The following is a 15443-nucleotide window of genomic DNA, read 5'->3' as shown; positions in this document are numbered from 1 at the left end:
TTTAATTAATTGAATTTGATGAAATTAAAGCTTAATTAATTTCCTTAATTCATTCTCATTAATTTTAACCGGGTACTTTTCTTTTAAGCTATTAAGCCAATTATCTTCCAGTTTCTGCTGATAATCGGCAATTACCTCACCCCTCACCTCACTTAATGGTTTGTTGTAATTTTGTTTATTTTTTTTGTAGTAATCATCAATTGCCTGTTCGTCTTCCTGCGCCTTGTTCCATATTTTTTGCTCAGAAACATTAAACATTAAAACACCTTCGCGGTATTCATTAAGTAGATAATCGTGTTCTTTATTGGAATTAATAACTTTTTTATGTACTTCTAAGGCACCTTCGTATGTTTTAATCTCTTCCTGGTAAGTGTCGCTTTTATCAAGTCCCATTTCGCGGGCATCTAATACTTTTAGTTTAAAGTTGATGTACAAATTTAAATAGGTCAGTAATTCGTTGTAATCTGAGGCGCTGTTTCCATTATGACTTTTTTTGTATGCCCACATAAACTCTTTGCTGCTTAAAGGTTTACTGCTAATTGTGGCAACGTTTTGTGCAAACGCCGAACTACACAACAAACCGAAAAAAAATAAGCAATAAGCTTTTCTCACACAGAAGGTTCTATAAATTTTAATGGATAAAAGTAACAATAAGCGGGGCTATTATAAGATATTTAACTAATTTTAACAGATATTATTATACCGCAAAAATACGAATGGAAAGTCAGGTTACCAACAATGCTAATGCTTTACGATTATTTTTTACGGAAGATGTTTTTTTAGTTGAAGATAATACCGTAAAAATCGGTGTTCCTGCTAATAATGAGGCTGTTTCTTCTGAAAATATGGTTGAAATTGTTGCTGTAGAAAAACCTGTAGAAAGCATAAAAATCTTACCATTAGATGATGAAAAACCTAAGCTTTCGGTAAATAATTATTCTGAAAACGTCGAAATTCTACTTGTAGCAGAGGAGCCAATTCAGTCGAAAGTGTTTAAGTTTTTAGGTGGAAATGGAAAGTCTGTATTAATTTTAGTTAACGATTCAGTTAATGATGTAAGTACAGAACAGGGGCGGGAATTGCTTCGGAAAATTGTAAAAGCCATTGACTTAAGTACACCGGATTTTGCACTTTTAAATTATGCCAACCATAGCGGAACTGATTACGCGGAACTAAAGCAATTTTTTAGGCCCCAATTGATGCTGGCATTTGGTGTTGAAACCAATCACCTAAAATTAAATTTCGTTTGGGAAAATGACATCCTGATCCATGAAAAAACCAGGATGATTTTTGCACCTAATCTGCACGATTTGGATGGTAATCTTGCTGAAAAGAAAGCACTTTGGGCTCACCTTCAAAAAATTAAGTAAAAGGTTCGATTTTAATTTAATCTAATGAAAAAACTTGTTTTTGCAACCAATAATCAACATAAAACCGAAGAAATTCGTGCTGCTTTAATTGGGCAGTATGAAGTTTTAAACCTGGAAGATATTGGTTGTTTTACGGACATCCCTGAAACTGCCAATACATTAGAAGGGAATGCTACACTTAAAAGTAATTTTGTTGCAGAACATTTTAATTTAGATTGTTTTGCGGATGACAGTGGTTTAGAGATAGAAGCACTACATAACGAGCCTGGAGTATATTCTGCAAGGTATTCTGGTAGTCGTGATAGTTTGGAGAACACCAATTTAGTATTAAAGAAATTGAATGGAATTAACAATCGAAATGCAAGATTTAAAACCGTTATTTCTTTAATGCAAAATGGCGAAAACCATTTGTTTGAAGGCGTAATAAATGGAACGATAAGAGCCGAATTGGCTGGTGACAAAGGTTTTGGTTACGACCCGATTTTTCAACCTGATGGCTATGAGATTACTTTTGCAGAAATGGATATGAAGGAAAAGAATAGAATCAGCCACCGAGCAATTGCCTTGAAAAAAATGTTAGCGTTTTTAACAAAGTAAGTTTTATAATGAGATTGGGATAGTCAATCCTAGTTTATTGTTTAAATAAGAGTTTTGGAGCTACTTTAGTCGTATCCTTTTTGGGCAAAATTGGTTTAATGCCAAAATTTGGCAACGAATCGGTTTTAGGTATAAATTTAGGCACAATTGGTTTACTCACAACAGGTGATTTACTAGCAAGCGGCTTAGTCACGGTTTTTGGTGTTGCTTTTGCAGGTGTAGTTTTCGGCTTAGCTTTAGCTTTGCTACCCGAAGCGCCAATTGCTTCTTTCCTTGACTTTGGCCTCTCTTTCGGTTTCCATGAGAAGCCTTTCAAAACATTATCTTTTTCGGTTTTTACCTCAGGATTTAAAGCGCCTTCAATACTGTTAATGTAAACAATATCATCAATATCATTATTTTTAAACGTAAATTTTATGCGGCTACTTACCGTTTGGTTCATCTCCTTATAAACTTTTGTGCTATCATCTTGTGTGTAATAAATGCTTTCTGCATTTCCGTCGACGTATAAAGTTTTGAGTTTTCCTTCAGCGAAAAAACCGGTCATATAACGACCTTTAATCTGATTAAACCGCAATGAATCGGCTGGTGTATTTACTAAGAAAGCATTTCGAAAAGCTTGTAAGTTGTTTAACTTATTCTTTTTAAACTGAACATAAATGGTATCGCCAACAACTTGCGAACCTTCTGACCAAATAATCGGATTGCCAAAACAGCGCAATGTAGAATCGGCATTGGTATAAAATAAACTATCCGTTTTAGCCTGAATATTACTTTTAAAAATTTTTACGTTATGATAGGCTTTAATAATTCGAGTTGTTATCGTATCAAGTGGGTTAATTGCAGAATCGGGTTTTAAAATACCGGGTTTTAGATTTGAAATAACTTTATTTAAAGTGTCTTTAATGCCTTTTTTTAATAGATTTTTTTGTAATGAATCTACTTTTACTTTTGATAAAACTTTAACTACCGAATCAGCTTTAGCTTTAATTTTTACATCTTTCAAAAGTGTATCTGTTTTTGCTTTAGCTAAATTTATAGTTGAAGAATCAATTTTGGTTTTTAAACTATCTTTTATCTTATCAGGAATATTTTCGGTTTTTTTTGGCGGAAGTTTTTCTCCGCGTTTAGCCTTTGTATCACGGTTAGTAGTTTTTTGGTTTTTATTATCTGAAGGCATGACAGTAATTTTTGGTGCTTTTTCAGGTTTTTCCGTTTCCTCTTCATCCTCACCAACCTGGTTATCCGCTTTTACAGATATTTTAGGAATTAGTTTCAAAGTTTTTTGCAACACCATTTGCGTTTGCAAAGTATCGGCACCAAGACGTAAAGTATCAGGGCGCTTTTTATTATTTACCGTTATCGAATCTCCCGAAATTAGATCTATATAGGCGTTTTTAGTTACTAATGTTCGTTGATCAATCTTGTAATAAAAGCCCAAATCGCCAAACATTTTAGTGCCGTCTTTCTTATCCGTGAAAACGATATTTCTTACCGCTTTACCATAACCAACTTTACCGTAATAGTACAAACTATCTCCTTTTAAAGATTTTGTTCCTTGTGTATATAAATTCTTTTTCCCGAAATAAGCATCTTCATTTAAGGTATTATAAGCGCCATTTTCAGTGTATAAGTTATCATCCTTGCCTTTAATGTTGGTTGGCCCATAAAAATACGTCCATTTGGTATCAACATTATAGCGCATCGTATCCGATTTTATGGTACTTTGAGGTGTTACCACTACAACGTTATATCTAAAATAAGCATCGCTGGTGGTGTTAAAGTAATAGCCATTTTTACTGGTTAATGTAACGCCCTGATCTTGAGTTACAATTTTACCGCCATTGGTATAAGTACCGATTTTGGCCACCATATTATAATCCAGAATGTTTGTGGTTAAAGTAGATTTTGGATCAACCATTTTAACATTTCCTGTTAAGTGGGCATGCTTCTTATTCCCGTCGTACTGCAACTCATCAGAATAAATGTCTGTTGTTAATTGCTGGATGTGAACATTTTTGTACGCTTCAAAGTAATTTCTTTCTGTATAAAGCACCGCACTATCGCAGGTTAAAATTGCGTTATCTTGTTGAAAAACCGGATTTATAAGGTAAGAAACCTTTAATTTCATGTTTCCGGTTATCCTGTCAGAACTTACGATTTTTATAATAGAACCTTTTTGCTGACCGAATAATAAAATCGGGCAAATCAGTAAAAAAAGAAAGACAAATATTTTTTGCACTTTACAAAGTTAGTTTTTTGTTCCGAACGTTGGAAACCGGTTAAAATTAAATATTTTTGGTGGATGTTACCCTTACAAAGATTTCAGGATTATATTGAACAGAAACAACTGTTTACAAATGGTAATAGAATACTATTGGCCGTAAGCGGAGGAAAAGATTCGGTATTAATGTTGCATCTTTTTAAGGCTATTGGAATTGATATTGGTGTAGCGCATTGTAATTTCAATTTACGGGCTGATGAATCTCAAAGAGATGAGCATTTTGTTAAAACGCTTGCACAATCTTTAAACCTGCCCTTTTATGTAACGCATTTCGATACCAAAAAATATGCTGGTGAAAATAAAATTTCTACCCAAATGGCAGCCAGAGTTTTACGCTACAATTGGTTTGAGGAAATAAGGATTAGCCATGCTTATGATTTTATTGCCTTAGCACACCATCAAAATGATGCGGTTGAAACCGTATTAATTAATCTGGTTAGAGGAACAGGCATTAATGGTTTGCACGGTATTTTGCCAAAACGTGATAAGCTAGTTAGGCCATTACTTTTTTTAAATCGCGGGGAAATTAACAATTTGATTGATGATAATAACATCGCCTTTGTTGAAGATAGTTCAAATTTAAGCACGAATTACACCAGAAACAGGCTTCGAATCGATGTAATTCCACACCTTAAAGCTATTAATCCTAGTTTAGAAGAAACATTTAACCAGAATATTAAGCGTTTTGCCGAGATTGAAATGTTTTTGAGATTGCAGGTTAATAGCATTGCAAGAGAAATTATTTCAGCTAAAAATGATGGTGTTTATATTCCTTTACAAAAAATTAAATCATTAAATCCACAAAAGCTATTACTTTTTGAATTGCTGAAACCATATAACTTTATCGAGCATGTGGTGGAAGAGATTATCAACTCGTTAAATAAACAAAGCGGTATTAAATTTTTTAGCCCAAGTCATCAGGCAACAATTGATAGAGAAAGTTTAATCATCAGTAAGATAGATTTTATAAAACATCAACATAAAACGATTCATCTAAACGATTCTGAATTCGAATTAAACGATAATTATTTTAAGGTTACAGTTTCTGAAGATTTGAAATTTGAAGCTGATAAAAATAAAATTTTTGTTGATTATAAAATTTTACAATTTCCTTTAATTCTGAGGCATTGGCAAAACGGCGATAAGTTTATCCCAATGGGTATGAAAGGATTTAAAAAGATTAGTGATTTTTTTATTGATGAAAAGGTACCCCTTCATTTAAAGGTAAAAACCCCCATTTTAATTAATGGTAACGGCGATGTTATTTGGATTACAGGTATGAGACAGGATAACCGTTACAAATTAACTAAGGCAACAAAAAAAGTTGCTATATTCGAACTCAAAATTAAATAAGTGGAGAGCAGATACGCATATATCGAAAAACAATACATCGGCAGGGATTATGTTCGCATTTTTATTAGGCTAATAATGGCTGCATTCTGCTTTGCTGCTTATGTATACGAACGCGATCGTGATAATACTCAAGATTTGTTCCTCGTTGTTGGTTTCGGCATTATCGGTGTTTCAATGCTATTGCTTTTTTTAATTCAATATAAAATTATTGTAGATAATGGAAGTTTAATTTTAGATGGTCTTTGGACTACAAAACGTGTTAAAATTGATTTGAATAGTATTGTTGATGTTAGAAAAGCAACCTACAGCAGATACTTTTTTAATAATCCCGTTTACAATTTACATACCAAAGGTACCATCCGATTTTATTCGTCTGGAAAAGATGCAGTAGTTTTAAAAGATCGTGATGGTCTGGAATATTTTATCGGTACCCAAAGACCAAATGAGTTGTTCCTTGTGATTAAGGATGAAATGAAAAATTCTAAATAACTCGAATAAATTGGGGATTTTTTTCCTCAAATTTCAGCGATAATTTTTTCGCCTTTTCTTAAATGAGCATTCATTAGCTCTTCAAGCCCATTTAAATTCGGGCATACATATTGGATTAAATATTCCACTATGAAAAAAATATTTATCATCTTTTTTTTTACCGTGGCTGCAGCTCCTGTTATCGCTCAAACCTATATGTCGAGAGTTTCTAAAGATTCCGTTAGTATTTTATCCACCAGGGTTGAGGTATTAAAGGCTGGTATTAAGTTATTGGAACTTAAAATAAATGAAGCCAAAGAAGAAGAAGAGGTTGAAAAACTTAGATTAAAATTGCTTGAGGCTAATGGCTACGCAAAATCATCTGCAGAGCAAGTCAGTAATAGTAATAATAAAACCATATCTGGTTCTTCTATTGATTTAAAAGCAATGGAAAAACTATCAAAAAAGGCTAAAATCAGCTCAGATGATGCCCAAAAGGCATTGGATCGATTTAATAAGCAAATTTCCAGAGTTGAAGATATTCGAACAGAAATCCAGGGAGAAGAACGTAAACTAGGTTACAAAAAACCAAAAATAGTTTACGATTATAAATAAATTTTTAGTTCATGGTCGAAGTGCGCTCCTAGTAATGGAGCGTATTTTTTTGCTACTAATTAACAACTCATTTATTATGACTCAAAATTACAATCCAAGCGATTTTCCTTTCAGGGAAGAATGTTTGGCATTAATAGAAATTGCATCAAATATTCATAAAACATTAGGTTCAGGACTAAATGAATGTATTTATAAAACCGAATTCGAAACCGAATTAAAAGCAAAAGATATTGAATATCAAACAGAAAAAAGATATTCTGTAAATATTAATGGGATGGTTTTGGAGCATAAATTTTATTCAGATTTTGTAGTGAATGATAATATTATCGTCGAAATAAAGTCTGTACCATTCAACATTGGTAATAGCGAACTCATATTATTTAACCAATTGATAATGTCGAAGCCTAAAGTTGGATTAGTTATTAATTTTTATAATGAGCTGATTCAATTTAAAAAATTTGTGCTTTATTAGGTGTTGCAGATTATTCAGCAAGCTTCAATAAATTATTGCATTAACAAATAATTTTAAAATCTGTGCGTCTGTGGTTAAATCTTAGTGCCATACTCACATTTTTATTGCAATAGCCTTACACACAAATTAGATATAATTGGGTTACATTTGCTGTAACAACAATACATTTATAAATGAAGATAGGAATTGTTTGCTACCCCACTTTTGGCGGTAGTGGAGTAGTTGCAACAGAACTTGGTAAAGCACTTGCTAACGAAGGTCATCAGGTTCATTTTATAACTTACAGTCAGCCGGCAAGGCTCGATTTTTTTTCTGCAAACTTATTTTACCATGAAGTTTCTGTAAGAAATTATCCCTTGTTTGATTACGCCCCATACGAATCTGCATTGGCAAGTAAAGTTGTAGATGTTGTTCGTTTCGAGCAGTTGGATGTTTTGCATGTTCACTATGCAATTCCTCATGCATCTGCGGCTTTTATGGCAAAGCAAATTTTAGCAAGCTATGGCATTCATATTCCTGTTGTAACTACACTTCACGGAACAGACATTACTCTAGTTGGTAAAGATCCGACATACAAGCCCGTTGTTACTTTCTCCATAAATCAGAGTGATGGCGTTACTACCGTTTCTCAAGATTTAAAAGACGATACTTATAACCATTTCGAAATCACTAAAGACATTAAAGTAATTCCCAATTTTATCGATTTCAACCGTTTCAGGTTACAGGCTAAAGACCATTTTAAAAAAGCAATTGCGCCAAATAATGAACGTATTTTAATTCATACCAGTAATTTCAGAAAAGTAAAACGTACTGCTGATGTAATTCGAATTTTCGAAAAGGTACAAGCAGTAATACCTTCAAAATTATTAATGGTTGGAGATGGTCCTGAGCGTGCGTATGATGAACAACTATGCCGTACTTTAAATATTTGCGACCATGTTCGCTTTTTAGGTAAACAAGATGCAGTTGAGGAAATTCTTTCTGTTTCCGATCTGTTTTTAATGCCTTCCGAATCTGAAAGCTTTGGATTAGCTGCTTTAGAGGCCATGGCTTGTAAAGTTCCGGTGATAACAACAAATGCAGGAGGCTTACCAGAACTAAATATAGATGGCTTTTGCGGATATATGAGTGAGATCGGTGATGTTGATTCCATGGCTGCTCATGCTATTGAAATATTAAAGGATGAAGAAACTTTACAACGCTTTAAAGAAAATGCTTTTACCAGAGCGCAAGATTTCGATTTAAAAAAAATCCTTCCTTCTTATATTAATTATTATAAAGAAGTAATCGAAAATTCTTTACAACCTAAATACTAAAATTTGTTTTTTTGTGCCTTAAACACTTATATTTAAAGGTTTGAGCATATTATTGAAAGAAAAAAATCTTTGTTTTCGATGCGTTGAACGCAATCAAACGTTTGACTTGAAATGGAATTTTTTGAATGGAAAATGCTGATTTATCAGTTTTTTCATCAAAACTTCTTCAGGGATGAAATTTTTTTTAAAATATATGTCTTAGATATCCGAGTTTCGGATATGAACCTTTGAATAAAATAAACACAATGAAAACCAAAATTTTTACTTTGCTTTTGCTGCTGGCTTTTGTAGTAAACGCTAATGCACAAACCAAAACCAATTCTGTAAAACACACCTTCGCTATTGCCGATGGAAACTTCCTTTTAGATGGAAAGCCTGTGCAAATTCATAGTGGCGAAATGCATTATGCTCGTATCCCAAAACCTTACTGGCGCCATCGTTTAAAAATGATGAAGGCAATGGGTTTGAATGCCGTGGCAACCTATGTTTTTTGGAATTACCATGAAACAGCTCCAGGCGTTTGGGATTTTAAGTCTGATAATAAAAATATTGCCGAATACATTAAAATCGCACAAGAAGAAGGTCTTTTTGTAATTCTTCGTCCAGGCCCATATGTGTGTGCTGAATGGGAATTTGGTGGTTATCCATGGTTTCTTCAAAAAGTGCCAGGAATGGTTATTCGTGGAGATAATCAGCAATATCTTTCTGCTACCAAAGCTTATTTTACTGCATTATACAGTCAGGTTAAAAATCTCCTGGTTACCAACGGCGGACCAATCGTTATGGTTCAGGGCGAAAACGAATTTGGGTCTTACGTTTCGCAAAGAAAAGACATCAGCCTGGAAAACCATAAGAAATATAGTGCTACAGTGTTTCAACAGTTAAAAGATGTAGGTTTTAATGTGCCGTTTTTCACATCCGATGGTAGCTGGCTTTTTGAAGGTGGTGCTTTGCCAGGCGCATTGCCAACCGCAAATGGCGAGGATGATGTTGCTAAGTTGAAAGAAGTTGTAAATAAATATAATGGCGGTAAAGGTCCTTATATGGTTGCAGAGTTCTACCCGGGTTGGTTGGATCATTGGGCAGAGCCATTTCCAAAAGTTTCTACTGAAAGCGTAGTAAAACAAACGCAGAAATATTTAGATGGAGGCGTGTCTTTTAATTATTACATGGTTCATGGTGGTACAAACTTTGGTTTTACTTCTGGCGCAAATTATGATAATAAACATGATATTCAGCCAGATTTAACCAGTTACGATTACGATGCACCAATAAGCGAAGCAGGTTGGGCAACAGAAAAATACATCGCTTTACGTAATTTGCTTAAAACTACAGAAACGCCCGCAGTTCCTGCCAAAAATCCGGTAATCACAATTGCAAACATTACTTTGGCAAAAGCTGTTGATTTGGAAGATATCAAAAGCAAAATTAAACCTGTAAATGATGATAAACCCTTAACTTTTGAAGAGTTAAATCAAGGGCATGGTTACGTTTGGTACAGTAAGAAATTTAAACAGCCTATTAGCGGAAAATTGGAATTAAATGGACTACGTGATTATGCAATTATTTATGTTAACGGTACTAAAGTTGCCGAATTAAACAGTTATTATAAAAAATACGATTGCGATATAGATATTCCTTTCAACGCTACGCTTGATATTGTTGTAGAAAATATGGGTCGAATAAACTATGGTGCAAAAATTATTAACAGTACAAAAGGAATTATTTCTCCGGTTATTATCAATGGTGAAACCATAACCGGTAATTGGGATATGTACAAGTTACCCATGGATGTTGCACCCAATTTAACCGCTGTTAAAAATACAGCAACTGCAGGGAAACCCGCAGTTTATCAAGGTAGTTTCGCACTTGCTAAAACTGGCGATACCTTTTTGGATATGCGTGATTGGGGTAAAGGTATTGTTTTTATTAATGGTATCAACATCGGTCGCTATTGGAGCGTTGGTCCGCAGCAAACTTTGTATATCCCTGGTTGCTGGTTAAAAACAGGTAAAAATGATATTGTTATTTTCGAACAGAAAAATGATGTGATGCATAAATCTGTAAAATCGGTCGCAACTCCGATTTTAGAAGAAGTAAAAACAGAGAATGGATTGCCTAAATAGTGCTTGGTTGATTGTTCGATTTTTTGTCACAGATTAACAGATTTTTTATTGCAAAAATCTGTTAATCTGTAGCTTATTATTTTAGCGATTAATAAATTTTTTAACTGAAACAAAAATTTTTCAAAATCAAACGATTATAAATTGTACCTTTGCGCCCTTGAAACTTTTGATAAATATTTCAAAGTATTGTATTCATAATAGAAAATAGTTAGATGAAAAAAATTGTTGATTATAGAAAGCTTTTAAGCGTAGATAAAAATGCTGAATTAAAAGATCTTAAATCTGTGTACCGCACATTAATGAAAGATTGTCACCCAGATAAATTTCAACAGGAAGAAGAAAAATTAGAAGCAGAAGCAAGAAGTAAAGATATTATAGAAGCTTATCACTTTTTAGTAAGTGTTGCACCCGAAACTCGTGAACAAAACATCGAAACTTATACAGAAACGATTACTAAATCTAACATCCTTGATTTTGAATACAAACAACAAGTATTAAATATTCAGTTTTTTGATGGAAGCGCCTACGAGTATTTCGATGTGCCGAAAGCCATCTATGTAAAATTAGTTAACGCAGATTCACCAGGTCGTTTTGCCCGCAGACATATATTCAGCGATTTTCCTTATCGCAATGTGGCAAAGGTTGCTGAACCGGCTTAAAATATTAAAGCTCCAAATTTGGAGCTTTTTTTTTAACAAAATTTTATATCCAAATAGATATTATTTTAGAATTTAAATATCTATTTTACTTCGTAAAAACTAAATTAACTGGTGCGGCAACTTCTATCTTTTTACCACTATCAGTTAATTTGCCTGTAAGTTTATTGCGTTTAAAAATTACAACATCGTTCGTGTATTGATTCGCAACTAATAAAAACTTACCGCTCGGATCTATAGAGAAATTTCTTGGTCCTTTGCCTAAAGTACTTACCGTTTCAACAAATCTTAAAATTCCTGTGGATAGGATAGAGAAAACAGAAATTGTATTTGCATCACCTCTGTTTGTCTCATAAAGAAACTTTCCATCGGCAGAAACATGTATATCAGCACCATCAATACGGCCTTCAAATTCTTTAGGTGTTGTTCCAATTTCCTGAATTTTATTTAAACTACCGTTAGCATAAAAATAACCAGTTATACTGCCATTAAATTCATGTGCTAAATAAGCAAACTTGCCATTAGGAGAGAATGTAATGTGTCTTGGGCCACTACCTGGGGTAGTTTTTAAAACGTTTTTTATGCTGAGAGTTTTTTTATTGCTTTTAGGGAAATAGCTATAAATGTAAATTTGGTCTTCGCCTAAATCGTTACAAATTAAAAATTTCCTATCCGGGGTAAACTTTACCATGTGTACGTGCGCACTTTGCTGCCTTCCTTTGGGATCTATACTTTTTCCACTATGTTTTATAATAAGTGCTGCGGTATTTAACGAGCCATCGGCTTTACGCTTAAAAACGGCCAGACTGCCTCCGCTGTAATTCGCTACAATAACATTGTCGTTATCCGCAGTAATGTAGCATGGATCTGCACCCTCGCTTTCAACTTTATTTAGAAATGTAAGTTTTCCATTTACAGAATTGTATTTAAAAGCGCTAACTGTACTGGTGCTTCCTGTTTCATTAACGGAGTAAGCAAATTTTTTATCAGGCGATATGGCAATGAAGCTGGGGTTAGCAACGTTTTTAGCTATGCTTTTAAGTTTGGTACTGCTAGTTAAAGTATTAAAGTTATAGGTATAAATACCCTCACTTTTAGCAGGCGTATTGGTGTACGTTCCGATTAAAAGATTATAGTTGGTTTGCTGCGCTAATGCTGCGAAGGATATTGACATAAGTAACAAAAGGAGGTTATACTTTTTCATAGTAATGTTTTTGATTAATAACAAATATGAGAAAAGAAAAATGAATACTGGAAAGTGAAGACGAATTCCCGTAAATAGGAATTATCACGGAAACATATAGATTGTTTTTGCTAGATGTTGAGATGGCAGAAAATGAATAAGTAAATATTCCGTGTACATCTGTGTTCCTATGGCTGATAAATATGTCTAAAAAAAAATCTGCGAGTCTGCCGCTAAACTTAATTTAATTAAACCATTTAACAAAAAAGGCAACCTTTCGATTGCCTTAAATATTATTTAATTAGGTGTTTAATCTGAATTAATTCATGTTCCTCAAGATAACGCCATCTTCCTCTTGGCAAATCTTTTTTAGTTAAATTGCCATAAACCACACGGTCAAGTTTTTCAACATTATAACCCAAATGTTCGAAAATTCGGCGAACAATTCGGTTTTTACCGCTATGTATCTGGATGCCAACTTCTTTTTTAGTGCCACCAGAAACATAAGAAATGTTATCAGGTTTAATTAGTCCATCCTCTAATTCTAAACCGAATTGAATTTTGTTTAAATCCCCTTGTGATAAGGATTTATCTAATTCAACATTGTAAATTTTAGTGATGCCATTTTTAGGGTGCGATAATTTATCAGCTAAATCACCATCATTTGTCATTAATAACAAACCAGTTGTATTCCGATCTAAACGACCAACCGGATAAATACGTTCGCGACTAGCTTTATCTACCAATTGCATTACCGTACGGCGTTCCTGTGGATCATCCGTTGTTGTAATGTAATCTTTAGGTTTATTTAATAATACGTAAACTTTCTTTTCGCGTTTAAGTAGTTCTCCGTTATAGCGAACCTGATCTTTTGCAGGATCTACTTTATGACCTAATTCAGTCACTGCTTCTCCATTAACGGTAATAATGCCGGCAGCAATTAACTCATCGGCTTTACGGCGAGAGCAAATACCTGCATTTGAAATATACCTGTTAAGGCGAATTAAGCCTTTATCTTCATTAGTTTTTCGCCCTTGTTTAATTACAGTTCTTTCCTCACGGTTAAATTCTGTATCTCTTGGCTGGTTTTCTTCGCGTTTTCTAAACGGTCTGCTATCAGCACCTTCTCTTGGCTTTACATCTCTTGAACTTCCTGCACTTGGTTTGAAATCATCATTCCTTGCGCCTCTTGCCTTGAAATCTTTATATCCACCTTCTTTACTATCTTTTGATTTGAAATCTCTTTCACCCGTTCTTGGCTTGTAATCTCTCGAACCACCTTCTCTCGGTTTAAAATCTCTCGAATCTCCATCCTTAGATTTGAAATCACGATCTCCTCTTGGTTTGTAATCTCTTGTTCCACTTTCTTTATTATCTCTCGGTTTAAAATCTCTGTCTCCAGTTCTTGGCTTGAAATCCCTCGAACCACCTTCTTTTGCCTTAAAATCTCTATCGCCAGTTCTTGGTTTATAATCTCTAGAACCACCTTCTCTTGGTTTAAAATCACGTTCGCTGCCTTTTGAAGTAGAATCTTTTGATTTAAATTCCCTATCGCCGAATTTGAAACCTTTAGGTTCTTCATCTCTCGATTTAAAATTACGATCGCCTCTTGGCTTGAAATCTTTTTTGTCTCCGAAAGATTTTGATTTGAAATCTTTACTGTCTGCGCTTCTAGGTCTGAAGCCTGTTTTTGAATCGGATGATTTTTTGAATTTACTATCTTTGTCTTCTGATCTTTTTCTGTCAGAACCACCAGCGCTACTTCTGCCTTCGGTTTTTCGGCTTCCCGGATTGGACTTGTCATCCCGACTGTTCCTGTTGTTTTTGTTTATCATGATACGCTTTTAGCCGCACCTGAAATGCGGGCTGCAAATTTATGTAAAATAGCTGAAATTAACAATCGGGAGCGTTGATAAAATTTTGTTGAAAAATAGCTTCTAACGTAAGTAAAACGTGATGAAAATCAAAATTTAAATCTAGGTTTAAAGCACTTTAAACCTAGATTTTAGCACTTAAATTCGTAACTAGTTGGTAATCTGATTATTAATTTTTACCTTTGTCAACGTTTTTTATAAGTTCACCAAAAAAAGGAGGAAAATGTTAAAGAAACACATCGTACCATTTGTAGTAGTGGCAGCACTATTTATTATGGCAAAAGTGTTCGCTTACCAAATGCCCTTAGCACAACAAAGTCTTTTAAAAGAAGAGAAATTAAACACTACAATACCCCCAATTGAAAAGCCTGAAGAAGAGAAAAAATCTTTAATGGCACAGTTAAATTTTGCTGAAGAAACCTTGCCTTTAGGCGATAAAAAGGTAGAACGCAAAATGAAAAAAATCCTTGCAGCTCATTCTTATGGCAATACGCAAACGCATCGTTTACAGCGAAAAGCTGCCGAATGGTTTCCGATTATCGAACCTATTTTAGCTGCCTATGGAATTCCCGATGATTTTAAGTATTTAGCTTTAGTAGAATCGGGTATGCAATCAGGAGTTTCGCCAAAAGGTGCAGCAGGCGTTTGGCAGTTTATGCCGGGTACTGCTCGTACTTATGGGTTAAAAGTTAGCGGAAGAAATGATGATCGCTATAATTTGCGTAAATCTACCGTTGCAGCATGCAAATACATTAAAGAGATGTATAAAGGTTTGGAAAGCTGGACATTGGTTGCTGCGGCATACAATGTTGGTGATGGCCGATTACGCAAGCAGATTAATAATCAAAATCAAGACAATTACTATAAAATGAAACTTAATCGTGAAACCGGTGGTTACGTTTATAAAGTAATTTCTATGAAACAGATTATTGAACATCCTGTTCGCTACGGTTACAGTAAACCGAAAGAATTATTGGCATACAATGTAGAATAGTAAATAAAAGACAAGCATTTGGTAAGGCGTCCTGAATTAATCAGGGCGCTTTTTTTTTAATTTGTCCGTGATTCTGAATTCATTTCAGAGTCTTATCTAAACACCATATTCCAATTAGATTTTGAAGCAGTTCAA

General features: G+C 34.1%; 14 protein-coding genes. 10 read left to right on the top strand and 4 right to left on the bottom strand.

The annotated features are described in order from the left end of the window. Positions 1-24 precede the first annotated feature (24 nt). Complete coding sequence (locus IEV50_RS00940) at positions 25-612, bottom strand: hypothetical protein (protein WP_188411383.1); 588 nt, start codon at positions 610-612, stop codon at positions 25-27. Between the two features lie 104 nt (positions 613-716). On the opposite strand from IEV50_RS00940, the gene IEV50_RS00935 reads away from it, so the two are divergent. Continuing rightward, a complete protein-coding gene (locus IEV50_RS00935; RefSeq protein WP_188411382.1) occupies positions 717-1370 on the top strand; it encodes a hypothetical protein in 654 nt (217 codons plus the stop codon). Positions 1371-1394: 24 nt separating this feature from the next. Further along, positions 1395-1967 carry an RdgB/HAM1 family non-canonical purine NTP pyrophosphatase gene (gene rdgB, locus IEV50_RS00930; RefSeq protein WP_188411381.1) on the top strand — a complete coding sequence of 191 codons (573 nt, stop codon included), beginning with the start codon at positions 1395-1397 and terminating at the stop codon, positions 1965-1967. Between the two features lie 34 nt (positions 1968-2001). Here the strand turns inward: rdgB and IEV50_RS00925 are convergent, their stop codons facing one another. Beyond that, a complete protein-coding gene (locus IEV50_RS00925) occupies positions 2002-4209 on the bottom strand; it encodes an OstA-like protein (RefSeq protein ID WP_188411380.1) in 2208 nt (735 codons plus the stop codon). Positions 4210-4272: 63 nt separating this feature from the next. Here IEV50_RS00925 and tilS point away from each other — a divergent pair, with 63 nt between their 5' ends. The 7 genes from tilS (at position 4273) to IEV50_RS00890 (ending at position 11260) form a co-directional block, all read left to right on the top strand. Continuing rightward, the gene (gene tilS / locus IEV50_RS00920; protein WP_188411379.1) at positions 4273-5604 is read left to right on the top strand and encodes a tRNA lysidine(34) synthetase TilS; all 1332 of its coding nucleotides are present in this window, start codon (positions 4273-4275) and stop codon (positions 5602-5604) included. Then, a complete protein-coding gene (locus IEV50_RS00915) occupies positions 5605-6093 on the top strand; it encodes a hypothetical protein (RefSeq protein WP_188411378.1) in 489 nt (162 codons plus the stop codon). 129 nt (positions 6094-6222) lie between these two features. Then, entirely contained in the window at positions 6223-6687 is a 465-nt protein-coding gene (locus IEV50_RS00910) for a hypothetical protein (protein WP_188411377.1), read from the top strand. 76 nt (positions 6688-6763) lie between these two features. Continuing rightward, positions 6764-7159 carry a GxxExxY protein gene (locus IEV50_RS00905; RefSeq protein WP_188411376.1) on the top strand — a complete coding sequence of 132 codons (396 nt, stop codon included), beginning with the start codon at positions 6764-6766 and terminating at the stop codon, positions 7157-7159. Between the two features lie 173 nt (positions 7160-7332). Next, entirely contained in the window at positions 7333-8475 is a 1143-nt protein-coding gene (bshA, locus tag IEV50_RS00900; protein ID WP_188411375.1) for an N-acetyl-alpha-D-glucosaminyl L-malate synthase BshA, read from the top strand. 245 nt (positions 8476-8720) lie between these two features. Then, positions 8721-10601, top strand: coding sequence for a glycoside hydrolase family 35 protein (locus IEV50_RS00895; RefSeq protein ID WP_188411374.1), 1881 nt, complete (start codon positions 8721-8723; stop codon positions 10599-10601). 212 nt (positions 10602-10813) lie between these two features. Continuing rightward, positions 10814-11260, top strand: coding sequence for a KTSC domain-containing protein (locus tag IEV50_RS00890; protein WP_188411373.1), 447 nt, complete (start codon positions 10814-10816; stop codon positions 11258-11260). An 85-nt stretch (positions 11261-11345) separates the two neighbouring features. Here the strand turns inward: IEV50_RS00890 and IEV50_RS00885 are convergent, their stop codons facing one another. Together IEV50_RS00885 and IEV50_RS00880 are read right to left on the bottom strand one after the other, a co-directional pair. Next, the gene (locus IEV50_RS00885; protein ID WP_229746578.1) at positions 11346-12431 is read right to left on the bottom strand and encodes a lactonase family protein; all 1086 of its coding nucleotides are present in this window, start codon (positions 12429-12431) and stop codon (positions 11346-11348) included. Between the two features lie 302 nt (positions 12432-12733). Beyond that, positions 12734-14275, bottom strand: a complete 1542-nt coding sequence (locus IEV50_RS00880) for a pseudouridine synthase (protein ID WP_188411371.1) — start codon at positions 14273-14275, stop codon at positions 12734-12736. Positions 14276-14537: 262 nt separating this feature from the next. On the opposite strand from IEV50_RS00880, the gene IEV50_RS00875 reads away from it, so the two are divergent. Beyond that, a complete protein-coding gene (locus IEV50_RS00875; RefSeq protein ID WP_188411370.1) occupies positions 14538-15308 on the top strand; it encodes a lytic transglycosylase domain-containing protein in 771 nt (256 codons plus the stop codon). The last annotated feature ends 135 nt before the right edge of the window (positions 15309-15443 follow it).

This window comes from Pedobacter mendelii (assembly GCF_014635725.1).
Lineage (GTDB): Bacteria > Bacteroidota > Bacteroidia > Sphingobacteriales > Sphingobacteriaceae > Pedobacter > Pedobacter mendelii.
The sequence above is the reverse complement of the archived record's forward strand: the minus strand, read 5'-3'. Positions and strand labels throughout refer to the sequence as shown.